General features: G+C 49.8%; 20 protein-coding genes and 2 riboswitches. Of the genes, 15 read left to right on the top strand and 5 right to left on the bottom strand.

Features of this window, described 5'->3' with window-relative positions:
* Window positions 1–25: 25 nt before the first annotated feature.
* The 3 genes from ACTTK7_RS00890 to ACTTK7_RS00880 form a co-directional block, all read right to left on the bottom strand.
* Window positions 26–1,060, bottom strand: a complete 1,035-nt coding sequence (locus ACTTK7_RS00890) for a FecCD family ABC transporter permease (protein WP_462865061.1) — start codon at window positions 1,058–1,060, stop codon at window positions 26–28.
* On the bottom strand, window positions 1,061–2,101 hold the full coding sequence (locus ACTTK7_RS00885) for a FecCD family ABC transporter permease (RefSeq protein WP_462865060.1): 1,041 nt from the start codon (window positions 2,099–2,101) through the stop codon (window positions 1,061–1,063). It abuts the gene before it with no gap.
* Window positions 2,102–2,321: 220 nt separating this feature from the next.
* Window positions 2,322–3,230 carry a VOC family protein gene (locus ACTTK7_RS00880; protein ID WP_462865058.1) on the bottom strand — a complete coding sequence of 303 codons (909 nt, stop codon included), beginning with the start codon at window positions 3,228–3,230 and terminating at the stop codon, window positions 2,322–2,324.
* A 240-nt stretch (window positions 3,231–3,470) separates the two neighbouring features.
* Here ACTTK7_RS00880 and ACTTK7_RS00875 point away from each other — a divergent pair, with 240 nt between their 5' ends.
* Both ACTTK7_RS00875 and ACTTK7_RS00870 read left to right on the top strand, forming a co-directional pair.
* Entirely contained in the window at window positions 3,471–3,677 is a 207-nt protein-coding gene (locus ACTTK7_RS00875) for a hypothetical protein (protein WP_462865056.1), read from the top strand.
* 1 nt (window position 3,678) lies between these two features.
* Window positions 3,679–4,251: a Fic/DOC family protein gene (locus ACTTK7_RS00870; protein WP_462865054.1), complete on the top strand. Its 573-nt coding sequence runs from the start codon at window positions 3,679–3,681 to the stop codon at window positions 4,249–4,251.
* Between the two features lie 33 nt (window positions 4,252–4,284).
* On the opposite strand, the gene ACTTK7_RS00865 is transcribed toward ACTTK7_RS00870, so the two are convergent.
* On the bottom strand, window positions 4,285–4,920 hold the full coding sequence (locus tag ACTTK7_RS00865; protein WP_462865052.1) for a YitT family protein: 636 nt from the start codon (window positions 4,918–4,920) through the stop codon (window positions 4,285–4,287).
* 153 nt (window positions 4,921–5,073) lie between these two features.
* On the opposite strand from ACTTK7_RS00865, the gene ACTTK7_RS00860 reads away from it, so the two are divergent.
* From ACTTK7_RS00860 to ACTTK7_RS00830, 7 genes are all read left to right on the top strand, one after another.
* Complete coding sequence (locus ACTTK7_RS00860) at window positions 5,074–5,505, top strand: Lrp/AsnC family transcriptional regulator (protein WP_462865050.1); 432 nt, start codon at window positions 5,074–5,076, stop codon at window positions 5,503–5,505.
* 107 nt (window positions 5,506–5,612) lie between these two features.
* On the top strand, window positions 5,613–6,572 hold the full coding sequence (locus ACTTK7_RS00855) for an AAA family ATPase (RefSeq protein WP_462865161.1): 960 nt from the start codon (window positions 5,613–5,615) through the stop codon (window positions 6,570–6,572).
* Window positions 6,569–7,753, top strand: coding sequence for a DUF58 domain-containing protein (locus ACTTK7_RS00850; RefSeq protein ID WP_462865049.1), 1,185 nt, complete (start codon window positions 6,569–6,571; stop codon window positions 7,751–7,753). The genes ACTTK7_RS00855 and ACTTK7_RS00850 overlap by 4 nt, the downstream gene beginning before the upstream one ends.
* Window positions 7,754–7,768: 15 nt before the next feature.
* A complete protein-coding gene (locus tag ACTTK7_RS00845) occupies window positions 7,769–9,922 on the top strand; it encodes a transglutaminase TgpA family protein (protein WP_462865047.1) in 2,154 nt (717 codons plus the stop codon).
* Window positions 9,923–9,953: 31 nt separating this feature from the next.
* Window positions 9,954–10,054, top strand: a riboswitch (purine riboswitch).
* A 208-nt stretch (window positions 10,055–10,262) separates the two neighbouring features.
* On the top strand, window positions 10,263–11,807 hold the full coding sequence (gene guaA / locus ACTTK7_RS00840; RefSeq protein WP_462865045.1) for a glutamine-hydrolyzing GMP synthase: 1,545 nt from the start codon (window positions 10,263–10,265) through the stop codon (window positions 11,805–11,807).
* Between the two features lie 88 nt (window positions 11,808–11,895).
* Complete coding sequence (locus tag ACTTK7_RS00835) at window positions 11,896–13,209, top strand: NCS2 family permease (RefSeq protein ID WP_462865043.1); 1,314 nt, start codon at window positions 11,896–11,898, stop codon at window positions 13,207–13,209.
* Window positions 13,210–13,319: 110 nt separating this feature from the next.
* Window positions 13,320–14,315, top strand: coding sequence for an acrylyl-CoA reductase family protein (locus ACTTK7_RS00830; protein WP_462865041.1), 996 nt, complete (start codon window positions 13,320–13,322; stop codon window positions 14,313–14,315).
* 6 nt (window positions 14,316–14,321) lie between these two features.
* On the opposite strand, the gene ACTTK7_RS00825 is transcribed toward ACTTK7_RS00830, so the two are convergent.
* A complete protein-coding gene (locus tag ACTTK7_RS00825) occupies window positions 14,322–14,918 on the bottom strand; it encodes a DNA-3-methyladenine glycosylase (RefSeq protein WP_462865040.1) in 597 nt (198 codons plus the stop codon).
* Window positions 14,919–15,080: 162 nt separating this feature from the next.
* Between ACTTK7_RS00825 and ACTTK7_RS00820 the strand changes: the two genes are divergently transcribed.
* From ACTTK7_RS00820 to purB, 6 genes are all read left to right on the top strand, one after another.
* The gene (locus tag ACTTK7_RS00820; protein WP_022793723.1) at window positions 15,081–15,968 is read left to right on the top strand and encodes a nuclease-related domain-containing protein; all 888 of its coding nucleotides are present in this window, start codon (window positions 15,081–15,083) and stop codon (window positions 15,966–15,968) included.
* Window positions 15,969–16,272: 304 nt separating this feature from the next.
* A complete protein-coding gene (locus ACTTK7_RS00815) occupies window positions 16,273–17,580 on the top strand; it encodes an allantoate amidohydrolase (protein ID WP_462865039.1) in 1,308 nt (435 codons plus the stop codon).
* A 107-nt stretch (window positions 17,581–17,687) separates the two neighbouring features.
* A complete protein-coding gene (locus tag ACTTK7_RS00810) occupies window positions 17,688–17,888 on the top strand; it encodes an NETI motif-containing protein (RefSeq protein ID WP_462865037.1) in 201 nt (66 codons plus the stop codon).
* A 91-nt stretch (window positions 17,889–17,979) separates the two neighbouring features.
* Window positions 17,980–18,081: riboswitch (purine riboswitch) on the top strand.
* A 175-nt stretch (window positions 18,082–18,256) separates the two neighbouring features.
* Window positions 18,257–18,751 (top strand): 5-(carboxyamino)imidazole ribonucleotide mutase, encoded by a 495-nt coding sequence (purE, locus tag ACTTK7_RS00805; RefSeq protein WP_462865036.1) that lies wholly within the window; start codon window positions 18,257–18,259, stop codon window positions 18,749–18,751.
* On the top strand, window positions 18,739–19,878 hold the full coding sequence (gene purK, locus ACTTK7_RS00800) for a 5-(carboxyamino)imidazole ribonucleotide synthase (protein WP_462865035.1): 1,140 nt from the start codon (window positions 18,739–18,741) through the stop codon (window positions 19,876–19,878). The genes purE and purK overlap by 13 nt, the downstream gene beginning before the upstream one ends.
* A 31-nt stretch (window positions 19,879–19,909) precedes the next feature.
* On the top strand, window positions 19,910–21,205 hold the full coding sequence (gene purB / locus ACTTK7_RS00795) for an adenylosuccinate lyase (protein WP_462865034.1): 1,296 nt from the start codon (window positions 19,910–19,912) through the stop codon (window positions 21,203–21,205).
* Window positions 21,206–21,210: the final 5 nt, after the last annotated feature.

The following is a 21,210-nucleotide window of genomic DNA, read 5'->3' as shown; positions in this document are numbered from 1 at the left end:
TAAACATCCTTTCAGGGTGATAAAGTTAGAAATTGCTTCTGGCAAGCAGGTACAGGAAGTAAGGAGCGCCAATAACGGCAACGACGATTCCCGCATGAATTTCCGACGGCTGAATGATAGTACGGCCGAGTGTGTCCGCAAACAAAAGCAGAAGACCTCCGAGAAGCGCCGAGGCAGGGAGAGCAAGCGCGTGATTGGGACCGATCAGCCTCCGTGCAATATGAGGAGCAATCAGTCCGACAAAGCCGATACCGCCGCTGACAGAAACAGCCGATGCTGCAAGAGCCACCGAGGCGAAGGTGAGCATGAGGCGTTCCTTTTCTACCCGAAGGCCAAGTCCTTTTGCCATCTGTTCGCCAAACGTAAGAGTATCAAGAGCGCGCCACCGGTAATAAATGAAAATCGATAATATAATAAACCAGGGAAGAAACGAATATACATAAGGCCAGGTGGACCCGTAAATTCTTCCAGCCAGCCATATAGCGACAAAGTCAAACTGCTCCGGCTGCAGGCGCAGCATAAGGACGGTCATCAGTGCATTCAGCCCGGCAGCTACCGCGATGCCGGTCAGTATCATTCTCATTGGTACGAGTCCGAGCTGCCGGTCGTAGGCCAGGATGTAAATTAATGCTGCAGCGAGCAGACCGCCGAAAAGCGCGAATACCGGAAGTAAATAAGGAGAAGCGGTGTCAATCGAGCTGAAAAATGAAATATATAAAACTACAAACAAACCGGCTCCAGTAGTAATACCGAGAATCCCCGGATCGGCCAGACTGTTACGGGAGATTCCCTGCAGCACGCATCCTGAAACGGCAAGAGCCGCTCCGACAAGAAGTGCGATGACGATCCGGGGAAGACGGAACTGAAATAGAACGAGATTCTGGTTACTATCGCCAAACCCAAAGAGCGTCTTTAACACCTCAAACGGACCCAGCGGGGTGACACCGGAATTCATGCTGAACAGCAGCACGATAAATATTAGAACGGCGAGGAAGCTGAATACGAAAATGCGCCGTCTGCGGCGCTTTCGTTCCCATTCGCCGGAAAATATAGAATGCATTTAAAGCTCCCTCCTCTCGCGGCGCGCAATGTATAAGAAGAACGGCACACCGATAAGCGCGAATAAAGAGCCGAGAGGGGTTTCGTACGGTGGATTAATAATTCGGGCACCGATATCGGCAAGCGACATAAAAATCCCGCCCACCACGATAGAGCACGGAATGATCGCCCGGTAGTCGACTCCTACGAAAAACCGGACGACGTGAGGAATAACGAGGCCGACAAAGCCGATAGGACCCGCAATGGACACGGCAATGCCGGCGAGAAACAAAACGGCCAGTGTGCAGAGTAATTTAATCACGCCGACACGCTGCCCAAGACCCGAAGCAATATCGTCCCCAAGGCTTAAAATAGTAACAGACCTCGATAGGGCCACTGCAAATACAAGCGCTCCACCCATCCATGGTAGGGCTGGCAGCAGCTGTTCCCACCGGACGCCGGACAACCCGCCGGCATACCAGAAAGCAATATCCTGGCTGAGGTCAAAGTGAATGGCGATGCCTTCACTTAACGCAGTGAACAGAGCATTAATCGCCGCTCCGGCAAGCACCATGCGAAGAGGCGTCAGGCCGATGCGTGAAAGCGAAGCAATGCCAAAAATCAGCCCCATGCTGATCGCCGCCCCTAAAAAAGAAAAAACGATCAACAGGTTATAAGAAAGCCCCGGCAGAAATGCAAAACAGACCGCCACCATGAAAATTGAACCTGCATTGATGCCGAGAATTCCGGGTTCGGCCAGTGGATTTCTTGTCATTCCCTGCATAATGGCTCCGGCTACAGCGAAGCAGGCACCGACAATAACATCTGCGATAGCCCTTGGCAGACGAAGCTCGCGGATCACGACATGATCATTCAGGGAAGCGTCATAGTGAAACAATGCGTTCCAAACAGTACCAATCTCCACGTCTGCAGCACCGACAGAAATTGAAAGCAAAAAAATAAATCCAAGTATAGGAAGGCCGGCAATAAACATTAGTACAGCTGTTACAGGACGTGAAGTAATATCGTCTTTATAGGTGGAAGGTTCCGTTTGTTGACGCATTTTTATCCTCTTTCAACATTAAAAAGTCATTCAGTAGTGATAATCATTATCAATCAATATTTATCATATCAGTTGAATTTCTTTCTGTCCATGTTTTCCTGTATAAGCAGGGTAAATAAACAAAACCCGGCCTTTTCCAGAAGAAGGAAGAAGCCGGATATACTTAAAAGTTATATCAGTTAATAATTATATAAGCCTGGATGGCGGTGAAAAGTGATTTTTATTCGGCCAGCCGGGCCATCTGGTCAGAGGATAGGGCGGCTACCGGAGCGTTTGCGGTAAGGCATACGACGATGCCTGAAGGATCAGTGACATAAATGGCATCGTCTTCGCGGTGAAATGGGTAGTCCGCTTTCTCCAGCCTTTCAGTGACAGCTTCCAGAGACTGGCCGGGAGGAAGCAAAAGTGTATACATGTCAAGGCCGGTGTTTCGAATGGATGCTTTAGGAGCCTTGGCTCCGGCCCAAGGATTAAGCCCGATATGGTGATGATAGCCTCCGGCGGCAACAAAAAAAGCAGGGAATTTCTGCGGGTCAGCGGCCAGGTCGAATCCCAGCACCTCTACATAAAAACGATAAGCTTCATTCATATCGTGCACATGAAGATGAACGTGCCCCATCACAGTTTCGGACGGCAGACCGTGCCACTGTGTATTTTTCCCTTCCTGAAGGAGCTGTTGTTCATGCAGGGGATCCACCGTCATATGGACGAACCCGTTACTGTCATAGTGCCATTCTGTCCGGGAGCGGTCACGGTAAACCTCGATGCCGTTTCCGTCCGGGTCCGTCAGATAGAGCGCTTCGCTAACGCTGTGATCAGAGGCTCCGAACCGCTCACCGATGCTGTGCAGATGACGGGCGAAGGCTCCCAGGGAGGCACGGTCCGGAAGAAGAACGGCAAAGTGATACAGCCCGGCATACGTGCGCGGGGGAGTAATCGAGCCTTCCACTTCCCGAAGCATGACGAGGGGAAGTTCGTCTGACGGCACACCGAGAACAGCGGCAGAAGATGAGCGTTCGAGTATCCGGAGGCCGATTACGTTTTCGTAATAAGCAGCGGCCCGGCCGATATCCTGCACCCTGAGCTGCACAGGCCCGACAGTAACAGCGGGATCAATTACATTAGTCATGCGTAAACACTCCTCTAATTTTTATTATAGTATGCAGATGCATGTAGAGTTCATCATACTAGGAAAAGGCTCAGGCATGGAAGTGCCCACTTTGAAGTGGTATAGTATCCCAAAAGATACTAACGAAGGCGCACCTGAAAAAACGATAAACAAGGATTTTCTTTTACCCAGGGCAGGAGAGGGCGGGAGGAAGCGAGAAGAAAGCAAAATAATTTCATTACAGGCAGGGGAGGGCAAACAATGCATGAAAAACAAGGATCGTCCGCAGTGGACAAATACCATTTCCCGGACACGCCCGAAGAACAGGAGCTTAAGAACGCGATTGTTTCTGCAGAAGTAGAAGGTTTTGTTTTTTCAGAAAAAGATATCGAAGCCGTGCGGAAGCTCCGCGACGGGCAAATGACGATTAAAGAAGTGGCAGCTTCTGTAGCGGAAGGGCGTTTATAATATGAGCGAATCCTATTACACGTATGGAGACAGCGGAGTGCTTATAAATAAAATGAATTTTCGGGAATCAGCGAAGGCAGAGAAAATCGAGCAGATTATTACAACGTACCGCCTGCAGCAGATGATGACGGCAAAAAAGGTGCTTGGCTCCTTTGATGAAGAGCATATAAGGCGTATTCACCGGCGGCTGTTTTCTGATGTATACGCCTGGGCCGGGGAATTTCGGACGGTGGATCTTGCTAAAGGAAGAACATCCTTTCTGCCTGCTGCGTTTATCGACAGGGGTCTGCGTCATCTAAGAGACTCTGTCCATGAAAAAAATAAACTGACGTACAGAGACAGAGGAGCTTTCGCCGAAGCCTTTGCCCCGGTTTATAATGACCTGAATCACATTCATCCATTCCGGGAAGGAAACGGCAGAACACAGCGGGAGTTCGTCCGCCAAATTGCCTGGCACCATGGCTTTGACATGAAGTACACTCCGCTCCAGCAGGAAAAGCTGTTTGAAGCTTCTGTTGCTGATGATGAAAAGAAAGCAGCTGCAGCACTGACGGAGGGCCTGACTGAAAGCTGAAAAAGCAGCCTCCCCCGGGAAGCTGCTTTTGATTTATTGTTTTTCGATGAGGGCCCCCTGACGTGAGGAATGCGGCTTCGCTTTAGGAATGGGCCTTGAAGCGGCAATTCTTCCTTTAGCTATGCTGAGCACAAAAGCAGTAGCGGTAATGGATAGTGTGGAATAAGCGCCTGCAATTAAGCCGACAGAAGCGAGCCCCACAGCCACGGCCAGTATATCAAAGGATAAATTGACTTTGCCGGGGTTCCACTGGAGCCGGCGCTGAAGAAATAATGCCAGAATGTTAGCCCCGCCGAGCGAGGTGTTGTTCATAAATAAAATTGATATGCCAGCTCCTATACTGACACCGCCGAAAATGGCTCCAGCAGCCGGATGGATGCTGAAGGCAGGAAGAAAGTAATCCAGACTTGTCAGTGCGGAAAGCAGAGACACTGCGGCGATTGTGTTCAGCGTGAATTTCCATCCCATATGCACAACAGAAAACACATAAAAGGGCAGGTTAATAATAAAAAACACAGCCGAAAAAGAGAGCGGAAGGACGTACGTTAAGCCAAGCGCCAGGCCTGCCGTGCCTCCTGTGACTAAATCAGCGTGCTGGAGCAGAGTAATGCCGAAGGCAGCTAACAAACATCCGGCCAGGACTTGTAGTATATTGGTTATGTTTATCAACGGTCGTCTCCCCTTCAACAATAGGATACTTCTATTATAAGGAAAAATAATCCATGGTTGAATATACATATGAAGGATAATTGTTTTAAAAACAATAAAAATGAATACATAATTGATTTTTTATATTCAAATAGAAAGGTGAAGTGCGTTTAAATGGATCATATTGATGTCGAAATGCTCGAAATACTTCAGGAGGATGGAAGAATATCGGTAAGTGATTTATCCAAGAAATTAAATTTAAGCCGTCCAAGCGTTTCTGAACGAATGATGAGGCTGCAGGAGAAAGGGATTATTGATCACTTCAGTGCAGTGGTTTCCCCGGAAGCTGTGGGCCGGGATACGCTTCTGATGATCCAGGTGAGCGAGCTGAAGGATACGATCCCCCGTTTTGAAAAAATGATTGCAGAGGACACGAGGGTGCTGGAATGCCACCGGGTGACCGGGGAAGTGAGCTATTTTATTAAAGCAGCGGTGGAAGGGATGGACAGCCTGAGAGAGCTTGTTGATACCCTGATCTCCTATGGAAACATTAATACATCGATTGTGCTGAAATCGCCGGTGGAGCGAAGGAAAATACTGCCGTAAAACCGGGATCAGGGATAATCGGTTTTCTTTCTAGGGGTGGGTAATTGTGATAAGATTAATATGATTTAGAGAGCGAGAGCATATAAAGTAGGGGGAGAAAGATATTGGTGAACGAACGTGAAGCGTTGCAGCGTGTCATCGAAAACGTGCAGCAGGTCGTGGTCGGAAAAAAAGCTGAAATTGAATTGAGTCTGACAGCGCTCCTGGCCCGCGGACATATCCTGCTTGAAGATGTGCCCGGCGTGGGAAAGACGATGATGGTGCGGGCAATTGCCAAATCCATTGGCGCGAGTTTTAAACGGATACAATTCACCCCGGACCTCCTCCCGTCAGACGTTACAGGTGTTTCCATATATAATCAGCGGACGATGGAGTTTGAATTCCGGCCAGGTCCCTTAATGGGAAACGTTCTGCTCGCAGACGAGATCAACCGTACTTCCCCGAAAACGCAGTCAGCCCTTCTCGAAGCGCTGGAGGAAAAAAGCGTGACAGTCGACGGCGAAACGAGAAATCTCGAACGTTTATTTTTTGTGATGGCCACACAGAATCCGGTAGAGTACGGGGGGACGTATCCTCTGCCGGAAGCACAGCTCGATCGTTTTCTGTTTAAGCTCCGGCTGGGATATCCAACAGAAGAGCAGGAGATAGAAGTGCTCGAGCGCGTGGAATTCACGCATCCGATTGACGAGCTTTCCTCCGTGATGAGTCTTGAAGACGTTTTGAAGGCCCAGGAACTCGTGAAAAACGTGCACGTGGACCAGTCAGTGAAACACTATATTGTTTCCATTGTGCGTGAAAGCAGAAATCACCGCGATATTTATCTCGGCGTAAGTCCAAGGGGGTCAATTGCGCTGATGAAGGTGTCGCAGGCATATGCTTTTGTGAGAGGAAGAGACTATGTGACTCCGGATGATGTGAAGTATCTTGCGCCATTTGTTATGGGGCATCGTCTAATTCTGCAGACAGACCAGCAGATGGCGGATAAAGACGGAGAAACTGTAGTGCGGGACATTTTATCGAGTGTCCGTGTACCGGCATCGGACAGTGATTCGGCGGTACGCCCATGACTCGGTTTTTAAAAATCGGAAGAAAAGTAATGCAGCTGGCAGCTGTTGTGGCTGCATTAGCTGTATTATTTATTTACGCTATGTTCCAGGGAGGCTTTGTCAGCTGGTTTTTATTTTACAGTGTGACGACTCTTGCTGTAATGCAATTATTATTGTTAATTTATCCACTTCGTTCTTTAAAGGCTGAGCGCAGACTGGCTGCTGAGATGCTTTCATTCAACGGCTCTACAGAAGTCAGGGTTACATTGAAAAAAAGAATTCCACTTCCACTGATATATGTAAAGATCCGGGATCATCAGCCGTACGGGGTCCGGGACTGGGAAACGTCCGCTGAAGCCCTGGTGTTCCCTTTTTTTCAAAGGGAGGCCTCCTATTCCTACAGTATTAGGGGCAGAAGGCGGGGAAAGCACACCATCGATTATCTCCGTGTTCGTTCCGGTGATCTGTTTGGCTTTGTGGAGAAGGATTATGACATTCCAGTTTCTTCCTCGGTGGTGGTGCTTCCAAGAATGAGAAAACTAGCGAACTGGAATACAACGGCAGATAACTCCTCAGAAGCAGTATCGCTGTCGCAGCGGATACAAAATGAATCTGTGAATGTGGCAGGAGTCCGGGACTACACTCCCGGGGACCGGATGGCAAATATTGACTGGAAGGTAACGGCCCGGGCCGGAAAGCTTGTCACGAAAGAATTTGAATCCGAAAAAGGAGAGGGTTATTTTCTGCTGCTTGAAAACGCCGTTGATATAACGTCTGAATTATTTGAAACTGCGGTGGAATTTGCTGCTTCTTTAGCAGAGTATACCTATCAGATGAAAATGCCGATTGGCTGCGGAGTCACTGCTTCCGGACAGCTTCTGCAGCAACCCGGGACCTCGAAAGAGCATTTTCAGCGTATTTATCAGAGTCTGGCGTATGTGGAATTGAACACAGACACAGAGGCCTCGCCGTTTTTACGTCAGGCTTCGGGGCTCGAAGCGCTGATTTATGTTACCCCGGAGCTTTCTCGAATTAGAATTAAAGAATTAAAACAGTGGGCTGCACAGAAACGATCTGTTATTGTAGCTCTGCTGCCTGGTGAAAGCGGATTTTCCCGCCACGAGGGCGTAGAAGCGCTGCGGCACACCAATATTCATATATACTATGTGCAGCCGGGCGAGGCTGGCTTTGAAGTGCTGTAAAGGAGGCATAATTATTTGGTTAAACCGGAGCATACCTGGAAGAAGTTGATTGTTTATATTCTTGGTTATTTCCTGCTGGCAGAATGGCTGCTGCCTCTTCCAGAAGCTACCGGGACAGGGTCAGTTACTGTATTTATGGTGGTTTCCGCTGCCTTTTTTATCGTAATTTATCTGCGTCCGCCCTGGTGGGCAATTATCGGCAGCGTACTGCTTGTAATACTGATAGGTATAAACACTGTTTTTTATGAGGAATCATTGCTGCAGCTGGGCTGGCTGGCTGCCCTGGCGGCAGAAGTGCAGACTAATGCCGGTTATATTATCAGCGGCCAGTGGTACGCTCTGACAGATATGCTCCGCAGTGTTTTGTTTATGCTTCTGCTCGCTATTATGAGCTATTTGATTTATTTCTGGGTAGTTCAGTCCCGCCGGATTTTATTTTTTCTGACGTTTACGATTATTTATATTGGCGTGATGGATACTTTTTTCGAATACGATGGAATGTTTGCGGTAATCCGTACGTTTGTTATAGGATTTTTGCTTTTAGGGCTGCTTCAATGGGACCGTATCGTATCGCGGTCGGAGGACAGGCAGGCACAGAGAAAGGTCTTTAGCCGGTGGATGCTGATTATGGCTGTCTTTTTGATTATCGCCGGCGGTGTTGGCGTGCTTGCTCCCAAAAGTGAACCGCGGTGGCCTGACCCCGTTCCGTTTTTAACGTGGGGAGAAAGCAGCACCGGAAGCAGCCAGGGCGCACAGAAGATTGGCTATGACGATACCGATGAACGTCTGGGCGGCGGATTTCAAATGAGTGATACGCCGGTGTTTACTGCCTCCGGAGATATTAACGGCTACTGGCGGGGCGAAGCTAAAAATGTATATACCGGTCTTGGGTGGGAAATAGATACCCCTGATGAGACGTCTTCTGAGGCGGGCTTATACAATGAAAGTATCGAGACGGAAGACCAGGAAGTAAGCATTGAAATGGCAGAAACCCAGGAGTTTGATTTTGCCTTTTATCCGGGTTCGTTTCTTTCTATTGAAGAAGATATAGAAACATCAGTAGATACCTGGACAACCCAGGCGGAGTTTGAGACTGGCGGGGAGCCGGCTTCATTAACTAATTATACGGTGGCGTATGAAACAGCAGATTTCCCCGTAGAGCAGATGAGCGCTGTGACTGATAATTCAGAAGACCCGGAGGAAATCACGGAATACTTTACTCAGCTTCCGGACGATCTTCCGGGAGAAATTCAGGAGCTCGCTGAAGACCTTACAGAAGAAGAGGATAACCGCTATGCGAAGGCGAGGGCGGTAGAAAGGTATTTGCGCGGTCCGGATTTTTCCTATCAAACGACAAACATTCCGGCCCCCTCGGAAGGCGGGGATTATGTCAGCCAGTTTCTGTTTGAATCACGGACCGGATACTGTGACAATTACTCGACTTCGATGGCGGTGCTGCTTCGGACGCTGGATATACCAACACGCTGGGTGAAAGGGTTCACGGAAGGGGATCAGGCTCCGGGAAATGAAAACCAGGTGGAGGTTACCAATGAAAATGCGCATTCCTGGGTGGAAGTGTACTTTCCGGAGGTCGGATGGGTGCCGTTTGAACCGACGAAGGGTTTTTCTTCAGAGTTTAATTACACGTATGAAAACAATGAAGGGTCGGAGGAAGCACCTGAAATTGAAGATGAGCCGGCGTCGGAAGAAGCAGACGCACCCGAAGAAGAGGAAACGGCTCCTGAAGCAGGAGAAGAGCACGAAGAAGAGCAGGAGGACACATCCGGGGGCACCGGCATTGACTGGAGGCTTCCACTCTGGCCCTTTTTTGCAGCGGTCGTCCTCCTCCTTGGAGCTGGATGGTTTTTCCGGAGGAAGCTGTTGGCCAGCTATTTTCTTTTCAAATACCGGCATATGCATTCCGATGCAGAATTTCAAAGTGCCTACCAGGCACTGCTGAGGCTGCTGCAGATAGCGCGTGTGAAACGCACCAACGGGGAAACGCTGCGGGAATTTTCTGGAAGGGTGAATGACATTTACGGCAGCAGTGACATGGAACCACTGACTGAGAAATACGAACGTCTGTATTACGGACGTAAAACCGGAGACGGAGCCGAGCCGGAAACAGTCGCTGCATGGAAACGACTGGTAAAGAAAATCCGTTCTTGACCGGCCCATGACGGGCTGTTAAAATTTATTTCATGTTTACAGGTGAATACCTCGTATAGTTTGGGATCAGGCCCAAATGTCTCTACCCGGCCGCCGGAAAATGGCTGGACTACGAGGGCAGTGAAGGACAGACAGCGGCAGAAGCCCCTCCGTCTGTCCCCGGTCAAAAAGCTGCTTTCGTATGATGCGAAAGCAGCTTTTTTGGTCTGTAAAAAAAAGACTTTCATTGAAGTATTTGACGTGCGTCCGGTAATTGAAAACAGATAGTTGCCCGGAAGCAGGCATTCCTTTAAAGTGAACCTTGCACGTACATATTTGAAAACAGTTAGGGGTAGAAGCGATGAGCGTAGGAAATATCAGTGAAACGATTATTGTTCTGGACTTTGGCGGCCAGTATAATCAATTGATTACACGCAGAATCAGAGATCTCGGTGTTTTTAGTGAACTTCATCCGAACACGATCAGTGCAGAAAAAATTAAAGAATTGAATCCAGCGGGGATTATCTTTTCCGGCGGGCCGAACAGTGCGTATGTTGAAGGGGCGCTCACCTGCGATCCGGCTATTTTTGATCTGGATATTCCTATTCTGGGGATCTGTTACGGGATGCAGCTGATGACGCTGCATTACGGCGGAAAAGTGGAAAAAGCCCAGCACCGGGAGTATGGGAAGGCTGATATCCATGTGCAGGCGAACCCGGTATTATTTGAAGGGCTGCCGAAAACCCAGAGTGTGTGGATGAGTCATGGCGACTTAATTGTCGAGCCGCCGGAAGGCTTTACGGTGGACGCGACCAGTCCATCATGCCCGGTAGCTTCAATGAGTGCTCCGGAGAAGAAAATGTACGGCGTTCAGTTCCATCCGGAGGTGCGCCACACCCAGTTTGGCGATGATATGCTGAAAAACTTTGCTTACAGGGTCTGCGGCTGCTCTGATGAATGGACAATGGCCAATTTTATTGACGAGCAGGTGGAAATTATCCGTGAACAGGTGGGCAGCCGTAATGTACTGTGTGCGTTGAGCGGCGGTGTGGACAGCTCAGTAGCTGCCGCGCTCGTCCACAAAGCGATCGGAGATCAGCTTACATGCATGTTTATTGATCACGGTCTGCTGCGTAAAGAGGAAGCAACAGGCGTCATGGAATCGCTCGGACGTGGATTTCAGATGAATATTGTGAAAATAGACGCAGCTACGCGTTTTCTCGATCAGCTCAACGGAGTGAGCGATCCGGAGGAAAAACGGAAAATTATCGGAAATGAATTCATATACGTGTTTGAAGAAGAGGCAGGAAAGCTTGAAAATGTGGATTTTCTTGTTCAGGGAACGCTGTATACAGACGTCATTGAAAGTGGTACGGATACAGCACAGACGATCAAGTCCCACCACAATGTCGGCGGCCTGCCGGAGGATATGAAATTCGATCTGATTGAGCCTTTGAACACGTTATTTAAAGATGAAGTCCGCAAGCTCGGAACGGAGCTCGGAGTGCCGGATGAAATCGTATGGCGGCAGCCGTTCCCGGGACCCGGACTCGGGATTCGTGTGCTCGGGGAAATCACGGAGCAGAAGCTCGAAATTGTCCGGGAATCGGATTACATTTTACGCGAAGAAATCAAAAATGCCGGTCTGGACCGTGAAATCTGGCAGTACTTTACGGCGCTTCCGGATATGAGAAGCGTGGGCGTAATGGGAGACAGCCGGACATACGACTATACGGTCGGCATCCGTGCGGTTACTTCGATTGACGGTATGACTTCGGATTGGGCCCGTATTCCGTATGACGTTCTCGAAAAAATTTCCACCAGAATCGTTAATGAAGTGCAGCACGTCAACCGTGTAGTGTACGATGTGACATCCAAGCCGCCTTCGACCATCGAATGGGAGTAGGGGCTTGCGCCGCAAACGCTTAGTTAGTATATAATGGAATCAGAGAGAGTTTTGCCTGGGGAGAGCAAAGAGAGGAAGAGATAAGAGCATGGATCGTTTTTTTGAATTCACAAAGAATGAGACGAACTACAAGAAAGAATCGTTAGCCGGTTTAACGACTTTCCTTGCGATGGCGTACATTTTATTCGTCAACCCCAGTATTTTAGCCGAAGCCGGAATGAATGAGGCCGCCGTGTTTGTAGCGACAGCCCTGGCAGCAGCCATCGGGACGCTGATTATGGGGGTGCTTGCCAGGTATCCGATAGCTCTGGCACCGGGTATGGGGCTTAATGCCTTTTTTACATATTCCGTTGTGCTGACAATGGGGATCCCCTGGGAGCTTGCCTTGTTTGGGGTATTCTGCTCCGGAATGATCTTCATAGGGTTAACGACATTTGGTATTAGAGAGAAAATTATTAACGCGATTCCGGAGGAATTAAAATACGCTGTTTCTGCCGGTATTGGACTGTTTATTGCCTTTGTCGGACTGCAGGGAGCACAGATTGTGGTGGCCGACGAGTCTACTCTCGTCACGCTCGGTACACTTACTTCCGGTCCGGCTGCGCTTGCGGCATTCGGGCTGCTTGTGACCGTCATACTTATGGTCCTGGGTATCCGCGGAGGTATTTTTTACGGGATGGTGATTACCGCTCTGGCCGGCATATTAGTGGGCCAGATTCAGCCGCCGGGTCAGATTGTCTCCGGAGTGCCTAGTATCGCACCGACATTCGGGGCTGCTTTCACCTCTCTTGCAGACTTTTCGTGGGATTCAAGTTTTATTATTGGATTTATCGTAGTGGTGCTTACGTTTTTATTTGTAGACTTTTTTGATACGGCCGGAACTTTGTTTGCGGTAGCCAACCAGGCCGGCTTCGTAAAAGACAACAAACTGCCGCGTGCCGGGCGCGCCCTGGTGGCGGATTCATCCGCTACCGTCATCGGCTCGATTCTCGGAACGTCTACCACGACAGCATATATCGAGTCCTCAGCCGGCGTAGCTGTCGGAGGACGTACCGGGTTTGCGTCGATAATTACGGCGCTGTTGTTTCTTGCTGCTTTGTTTTTCTCGCCGCTTCTCGGTGTGGTAACGAGCGCCGTAACAGCTCCGGCTCTTATTATTGTAGGAGCACTGATGGTATCGTCGCTTCGCTTAATTGAGTGGCAGCGTCTTGAAATTGCTGTGCCGGCCTTTTTAACCGTCGTCTCGATGCCGCTTACCTACAGTATCGCAACCGGTATTGCCATGGGCTTTATCTTCTACCCGATCACAATGGTGCTCACTGGAAGAGGGAAGCAGTTGAACCCGATTATGTACGCTTTGTTTTTTTTGTTTATTATCTTTTTCTTATTTTTAACACCGTAGTAACGTCCCGCGCGCTTCCTGGAGGAGGCGCGTGTTTTTTGTTTTTACTCTGCATGGAATAAAGCTTTTATGGGAATAGAGTAGAGGATCATTTTATGGAGGTGGAAAGTATGAGTACATTTAAGGCGCTGGTCGTGGATAAAAACGATCAGGGAGAAGTTACAAAAGAGGTGCGCACACTGGAAGAAAGTGACCTGCCTGAAGGCGACGTCACCATTGATGTGCACTATTCAAGCATCAACTATAAAGACGGGATGGCAGCAGCTCCTGGAAGCCAGATTGCCCAGGGCTATCCACTGATTCCAGGGATTGACCTCGCCGGCGTTGTCGCCTCATCCAGTGATTCAAGGTATCAGGAGGGCGACGAGGTGCTCGTTACAGGCTATGAACTTGGAGTGGCCCATCACGGCGGGTATGCGGAAAAAGCAAGAGTGCCTGCGGACTGGGTAGTAAAACTGCCGGAGGGGATGACCCCAAGAGAAGCCATGATTTTTGGCACTGCCGGGTTTACAGCAGGATTATCGGTCGTGCGCCTGGAAGAGGAAGGAGTCACGCCTGAACAGGGCGAGGTCGTTGTAACCGGTGCTACTGGAGGCGTCGGAAGTATGGCTGTAGCGATGCTTCACTCCCTTGGATATGACGTTGCAGCCGTTACCGGAAACGCCGAAGCCCATGATTACCTCCGCAATATTGGAGCGGGCCGTATTCTCTCCCGTGAAGACGTAAATCCGGATAAACGAAAGCCGCTTGGCAAGGCGATGTGGGCCGGTGCCGTGGACCCAGTTGGGGGAGAGACGCTTGCCTACCTGCTTAGTACGATGAAATATCACGGTACAGCAGCTGTCAGCGGACTTACCGGAGGGACAGACGTTCCTACGACGGTTCATCCGTTTATTTTAAGAGGCGTCAATCTGGCTGGAATTGATTCTGTCTATTGCCCGGCAGAAAAAAGGCAGTACGTGTGGAACCGGCTCGCAGATGACCTGAAAATTCAATCACTGCTTGATACAATTGCAAGCGAGACCACCCTGGACGATTTGGCGGAGGATCTTGACGCTATTTTGGAAAGCCGTATCCAGGGCCGCCGCGTCGTCGCTTTGAAATAACAGGACTCAGGCCCTCCATTTAGACACGTAGGAATTTCCGGCTTCGAAGAACCGCCACGGGTAATGACGTGCTTCACCGCTTCCGGAAATGCCGACGCGAGGGCCGCTTTGAACCTCGGGTTCATAATCCTTTGACGACAGATACAGCGGCGGATGATCAAGTTCATGCCCATAGTAGCTCATATCAATGCCAAGCGCTTTCGTTAACTTGCCGGGGCCGTTTGTCTGCTGAATGCCGCGGACACGGTGCCGGCGTTTTTGAATGAGCTCGAGGCCTGCGACAGGCTCGACAGCGCGGATGAGGACAGCTTCCGGAGACTCTTCTGCCCCGCTGACGATATTTAGAAGCGCATGGGTATGCATTGTATACATATACACGTGGCCCGGGGGAAAGAACATTACGTCAGTCCGCTTTGTTCTGCGGTAATTGTAGCTGTGGGCAGCGCGGTCCACGGGTCCTATATAAGCTTCCGTTTCAACAATTCTGCCGGCTGCAGCTCCTTCCGGCGTTTCGTGCACAAGTACACAGCCGATCAGCGCCCTGGAGAGCTCGAGTGTCGGTTTGTCGTAAAAATCCTTTGGAACAACAGAATAAATTGTCATGGGGAAGAATCCTTTCTTTAGGTGTATACGAAAAGGAATATATTGATTATGATAGAAATATAATGTATATAGTTTTACATAGTGAATGAGAAGCGTTTTTTAGTGTACCAAATTCCGGGTCATAGTAAAAATATTAAGGCAGGAGATGGAAGAGGTGCTTATATGGGTATAGCAGTCACGGTTATTATAGCTTTAATCATCATTGGAGCAGTTATTTTAATTCAGCGGGATCAGTATCTAAAAAAAGTCCGGCAGTATGATAGGAAAATGGAAGAAGAAATTGAAGGAAAGAGCTCGCAGTACCGCGAGGATATCCAGGCGATACGCGGCAAATACGAGGAAGAAAAAGGGAAACTGACGGATTACATTTATCATTTGGAGAAAATCTCGCGGGAACCGGAAGAAATGAAAACACACGAGCTGCTTCGAAGCATTAAAAACGACCTTGTAGAGGCCAATCAGATCGCCGTAGATGAAATGTTGATTTCCGGACACGTATACGTGCCGCTCGACGAACGGACAGAGCTTTCAACCCGCCAGGTGGACCACGTCGTTTTGACGACCCGGGGGCTGTATGTGCTTGAGACGCAGAAATGGAAGGGCCATATTATTCACGGCGTCAGTAAACATAATGCCGGAACGCTTGATTTTGTACTTGATACGCTATACCCGGATCTTGAAGAAGACGTGGAAACGACAATGGTATTTCAAAACACAAGCCGGGGACACGTTCGGTCAGGGACATTTGAAGTTCACGACAGTCCGATTGAACACGCCAAAGCGACGGCATCGATTACAGAAGACTTTCTGCGCAGAGAAAAGCACAACCCGGGTGAAGTGACGCCGATTATCTTCTTCGGCCATTCAAACACGCAGGATGACCGGTTTGTGCAGGACGTATCTGTAGATGCCTATACTCATCGTTTTACGACGGAAGCAGCACTGCGGGCGTTCTTTCACGAGCAGTTTTCCCAAAACGCGCCCCTGTACTCCCAGGAGCAGCTGTATCAAATGGAGCGCTCTATCATTACGACCAATTATGTTTCATAGACTTTTATGCAGAAGCCGCCCTGGAAATCATCAGGGCGGTTTTTTGCGTCAAAATGCTGATGTATACCCTTTCCCAGTTACTGTAGAAAGCTTAAAATTTCTACTTTTAATACAGGAGTATTTATTCTTGTATTAAGCTACTTTTGATACGGTTAAATAGTATATAATGGAAACAGATGATTTTTTGGCAAATTTCACTGTATTAATGATGAAGGCCGGAGGTTTTTATCGTGGACCTGATGCAATGAAGTGTAACGTTTTTGCCGGTGTGTTAGTCTGAAAGAAGAGAAGGAGTGATGATGCTTTGGGTAACAAGGGATTCAGCAGAGAGCGCCTCCTCCAGACGATTGAGGAAAGCAGGGGCTTTCCGTCGATTGACCCCGAGGTTTTGGCCAGCCGCCTGGAGGAACTGGCCTCTGTTGGCCGCACGGAAGAGGGCGGCATTACACGCTATGTCTACACAGAAGAGGAGCAGCAGGCAAAAAATCTTTTTCGTTCCTGGATGGAGGAAGCGGGCCTGAATGTGCGGGAGGACGGTGTAGGTAACATTTATGGCCTTTGGGAGTCTGCCCGGGCCGGAGCCCCGATCATTCTTACCGGTTCTCATCTGGACACCGTGAAAAACGGTGGTGCTTTTGACGGGGCTCTCGGCTGTGTATCGAGCCTGATGGCTGTAGAAGCATTGAAGGCCGAAGGAGCCGAACTGGACTGTTCTATAGAAATTGCTGTTTTCGTCGATGAGGAAGGGGCACGTTTTGGGAGCGGCATGCTCGGAAGCCGGGCGGCCGTCGGCGATATCTCGAAGGATGATTTCTTTCAAATGCGTGATGACGAGGGAGTGACGGCGGCGGAGGCGATGAAGCTGATGGATTATTCGCCGAACAAGCCCGAGAAAAATATTTATCCGCGTGAACGGCTGAGGGCATATTTAGAGCTGCATGTGGAGCAGGGAAAACAGCTCGAACAGCAGGAGGCGGGTATCGGGGTGGTGGAAGGAATCGCCGGCCCTTCCTGGCTTGACGTTCATTTTTGGGGGGAAACGGATCACGCCGGTAACACGCCGATGAACATAAGAAAAGACGCAGCCGCTGCAGCAGCAGAATTTATTCTGTATCTGGAGCAGCTTCCTGCTATGTACAGTGACACCGCGGTAGCCACCGTAGGGAGGCTTTCTCTTGAGCCGAACGGTTCAAACGTAATTGCCGGAGAGGCCCGGCTGACAGCCGATATCCGGGACCTCGATGAGAAGGTCCGGGACCAGATGATCAGCCTGGCGCGAAGCGAAGCAGAAAAAATAGCCGGCCGCCGCGGACTTACTGTTTCTCATGAAGTGGCCTTCAGGGTGAAACCGGTCCCGGTCCCGGAATGGATCCGGCGTTCAATTGAGGAGGCCTCCCGGAGCATCGGCTTAGCTACAGAATCCCTCGTATCAGGCGCCAGCCATGACGCTATGATGTTTGGAGCCTACGTGCCATTCGGCCTGCTGTTTGTCCCGAGCTTTGAAGGTAAAAGCCATACCCCGGAAGAATTTACTGAATTAAAAGACTGTGTAAATGGGGTTGCTGTCTTAAAAGAGACCATACGAACGATAGGCATAGAAAACGGACGATAAATAAGCGAATGAAGTGGAAAATGAAATTCTGCTTCGTTCGTTTTTTTTAGAAAGAACCTGTTATACTAAAAAGCATAGAAATAAAGAAATAAGGAGCAGCTGCGCGAATGGCAAAAAAGAAAAATAAACAGACGTTTTACGTACAGGAAGAAGAAACAGTGGAAGAGTGCCTCGCCCGTATTGCGGCAGAAGGCTTTATGCCGGTACGCAGAATGGAAAAGCCCGTATTTGAAGAGCAGACCATTAACGGAGAGATGCAGTATGTGCCTGTGAGGCAGGAAATCAGTTTTGAAGCAAAAAAGAAATAAACGAACATTTGAAGTTATTTAATTCTTATTGTTCGAATTTTGATTGACAGATAATATAACAACTTGTTAAGCTGAAACACGTAAGCAACAAAAGCAGAACGATGACAATCCTCATATACTTTCGGGAATAAGGCTCGAGCGTCTCTACCCGGCAACCGTAAATTGCTGGACTATGAGGAGAATGATCAAACGAAGCCTTTGTCTGAAATAGTGGAAGCTTCGGCTTGAATTTTTCTTCTATAGTAGAGCGTATGCGTTCATGAGACCTTCCCCGGAGTGCGGAAGACTATCCTTTTTTAGGGATGGATCTGGCACCGGGGATTCTTTATGTCAAAAAGCATGTGAGGAAAAGCAAAGGGGTGGCGCAAGTGGAACCGCAGGTAGGAGTAGTAATGGGCAGTACGTCCGACTGGGAAACGATGCAGAAGGCATGCGAAGTGCTTGATGAGCTCGGGGTGCCGTTTGAAAAGAACATCGTATCCGCCCACCGGACGCCGGATTATATGTTTGAGTACGCGGCAGAGGCAAGAGGACGAGGGATAAAAGTGATCATTGCCGGTGCCGGGGGAGCAGCTCATCTGCCGGGTATGGTAGCGGCGAAAACGACGCTGCCGGTCATCGGGGTGCCGGTGCAGTCCAAGGCTTTAAGCGGATGGGACTCGCTGTTATCCATCGCCCAGATGCCCGGCGGGGTGCCGGTGGCAACTGTGGCCATCGGCACGTCCGGGGCGACCAATGCCGGACTTCTGGCTGCCCAGATGATTTCAGCCTTTGATGAAACGTTGGCGAATAAGCTTCAGAAGCGTAGAGAACAAATGCGTGAGCAGGTCATGCAGTCAGGAGATGAACTATGGGGCGAGTAATGAAACCGGGACAGACGATCGGAATACTTGGAGGCGGACAGCTCGGACGGATGATGGCGTTTGCGGCAAAACCAATGGGCTACCGGGTGGCCGTGCTTGAGCCAAAAACAGATTCGCCCGCCGGACAGGTGGCAGATGTTGAAATTGAAGCAGCTTATGATGACCGTGGCGGGGCGGACAGGATGGCAGAAGCGTGTGACGTATTAACCTATGAATTTGAAAATATTGACGCAGACACAGCCAGGCATCTGGAAAACACCCTCTATCTTCCGCAAGGCAGCCAGCTGCTTCATACGGCGCAGCACCGCCTTCGTGAAAAGCAGGCTATTGAAGCAGCGAATATTAAAGTAGCTCCGTACCATCAGGTAACCTCCCGCGAAGAGCTTTCGGCGGCGGTGAAGCAGATCGGCGTGCCGAGCGTGCTGAAAACGTGCCGTGGCGGTTACGATGGCAAGGGGCAGGTAGTGTTAAAAGCGGCAGAGGATGCAGAAAAAGCGTTTGAAACCCTTGGCGGAAGCGACGGCAAAGAGCTCGTGCTCGAAGCGTGGATTCCGTTCCAGAAAGAAATTTCCTGCATTGTCACCCGGAGCGTGCACGGGGAGACCGGTATTTTTCCAGTCGGAGAAAATATTCATGTGAATAACGTTCTGCACCAGACAATTGTACCGGCAAGAATTTCGCGCTTCGTGAATGAAGAAGCGATCCGTATCGCCCACCGGCTTGCCGAGCATGTGGATCTTGTCGGCACCCTTGCAGTGGAAATGTTTGTCACAGACGATGATACGGTGTATGTAAACGAAGTGGCGCCGCGGCCGCACAACTCAGGTCACTATACGATTGAGGCATGTGAAACCTCCCAGTTTGAACAACACATCCGCGCTGTTTGCGGTCTTCCGCTCGGACCTGCCGGACTGAAGCAGCCGGTGGTTATGACCAACATTCTCGGTGAACACGTCGAGGCGGTAACATCGCATATGGAAGAGTGGAGCAAGGACCATGTGCATCTGTACGGCAAGGATGAAGCCAAGCCCGGCCGGAAAATGGGACACTGGACGGTGCTCCGGGAGGATCTGCAGGACGCGCTTGATCGGTCCTCAGAGGTATGGAAGCAGTACATAGAGAAATAATTATTAAAGAGAAGAGTGGAGGAACCTGATTATGATCGATCGTTATACACGCCCGGAAATGGGTGCTATCTGGACCGAAGAGAACCGCTTTAACGCCTGGCTGGAGGTCGAAATCTGCGCCTGTGAAGCCTGGTCGGAGCTCGGGGACATTCCGAAGGAAGATGTGAAAAAAATAAGAGATAATGCCTCCTTTAGCATCGAACGGATCCAGGAGATTGAAGAAGAGACACGCCATGACGTTGTGGCGTTTACACGGGCGGTGTCGGAGACGCTCGGCGATGAGCGCAAATGGGTTCATTACGGTTTGACCTCCACCGACGTCGTGGATACGGCGCTCTCCTATCTGATTAAGCAGGCCAACGATATTTTGCGGGCGGATCTGGAGCGGTTTCTCGAAATTTTAAAAAACAAGGCAAAAGAGCATAAGCATACGATCATGATGGGGCGCACCCACGGCGTACACGCAGAGCCAACCACCTTTGGCATCAAACTCGCCCTCTGGTATCAGGAAATGAAGCGCAATATTGAGCGTTTTGACGCAGCGGCCGAGGGCATCCGTGTTGGGAAGCTTTCGGGAGCAGTGGGAACGTTTGCCAACATCCCGCCGGCTATCGAGGAATCGGTCTGCCGGAAACTGGGCCTTCAGGCAGCACCGGTATCGACGCAGACGCTGCAGCGGGACCGTCACGCAGATTATATGAGCACCCTCGCTTTAATTGCCACGTCGATTGAAAAAATGGCAGTCGAAATCCGCAGCCTGCAAAAAAGTGAAACCCGGGAAGTGGAAGAGTTCTTCGCCAAGGGACAGAAGGGTTCCTCAGCGATGCCGCATAAACGCAATCCGATCGGCTCGGAAAACATGACCGGGCTGGCCAGGGTCATCCGCGGCCATATGCTGACCGCCTATGAAAATGTGCCGCTCTGGCATGAACGTGATATTTCCCACTCATCGGCCGAACGAATTATTATTCCAGACGCTACCACGGCGCTCAATTATATGCTGAATCGCTTTGGCAATATCGTGAAAAACCTGACAGTGTTTGAAGATAATATGAAAGCAAACATGGACAAAACGCTCGGCCTTGTCTTCTCGCAGCGCGTGCTGCTTACGCTGATCAACAAAGGCATGGTGCGTGAGGAAGCGTACGACACGGTTCAGCCAAAGGCAATGGAGGCCTGGGAAAAGGGCATACCGTTCCGGGAGCTGGTGGAAAATGAACCGGCCATTACAAATGTTTTAAGCAGTGAAGAAATCGAGGATTGCTTTGATCACCGTCATCACATGAAGGAAGTCGATACGATCTTCGCCCGTGCCGGCATCGAATAATAAGG

Source organism: Marinococcus tarijensis, assembly GCF_054971385.1.
Note: the sequence above shows the minus strand (reverse complement) of the source record. Positions and strands in the feature narration are given on the sequence as shown.

Coding starts and splice junctions, on each gene's coding strand:
- ACTTK7_RS00890 (WP_462865061.1), bottom strand. CDS start 1,060: ATGCATTCTATATTTTCCGGCGAATGGGAACGAAAGCGCCGCAGACGG.
- ACTTK7_RS00885 (WP_462865060.1), bottom strand. CDS start 2,101: ATGCGTCAACAAACGGAACCTTCCACCTATAAAGACGATATTACTTCA.
- ACTTK7_RS00880 (WP_462865058.1), bottom strand. CDS start 3,230: ATGACTAATGTAATTGATCCCGCTGTTACTGTCGGGCCTGTGCAGCTC.
- ACTTK7_RS00875 (WP_462865056.1), top strand. CDS start 3,471: ATGCATGAAAAACAAGGATCGTCCGCAGTGGACAAATACCATTTCCCG.
- ACTTK7_RS00870 (WP_462865054.1), top strand. CDS start 3,679: ATGAGCGAATCCTATTACACGTATGGAGACAGCGGAGTGCTTATAAAT.
- ACTTK7_RS00860 (WP_462865050.1), top strand. CDS start 5,074: ATGGATCATATTGATGTCGAAATGCTCGAAATACTTCAGGAGGATGGA.
- ACTTK7_RS00850 (WP_462865049.1), top strand. CDS start 6,569: ATGACTCGGTTTTTAAAAATCGGAAGAAAAGTAATGCAGCTGGCAGCT.
- guaA (WP_462865045.1), top strand. CDS start 10,263: ATGAGCGTAGGAAATATCAGTGAAACGATTATTGTTCTGGACTTTGGC.
- ACTTK7_RS00835 (WP_462865043.1), top strand. CDS start 11,896: ATGGATCGTTTTTTTGAATTCACAAAGAATGAGACGAACTACAAGAAA.
- ACTTK7_RS00830 (WP_462865041.1), top strand. CDS start 13,320: ATGAGTACATTTAAGGCGCTGGTCGTGGATAAAAACGATCAGGGAGAA.
- ACTTK7_RS00825 (WP_462865040.1), bottom strand. CDS start 14,918: ATGACAATTTATTCTGTTGTTCCAAAGGATTTTTACGACAAACCGACA.
- ACTTK7_RS00820 (WP_022793723.1), top strand. CDS start 15,081: ATGGGTATAGCAGTCACGGTTATTATAGCTTTAATCATCATTGGAGCA.
- ACTTK7_RS00810 (WP_462865037.1), top strand. CDS start 17,688: ATGGCAAAAAAGAAAAATAAACAGACGTTTTACGTACAGGAAGAAGAA.
- purK (WP_462865035.1), top strand. CDS start 18,739: ATGGGGCGAGTAATGAAACCGGGACAGACGATCGGAATACTTGGAGGC.
- purB (WP_462865034.1), top strand. CDS start 19,910: ATGATCGATCGTTATACACGCCCGGAAATGGGTGCTATCTGGACCGAA.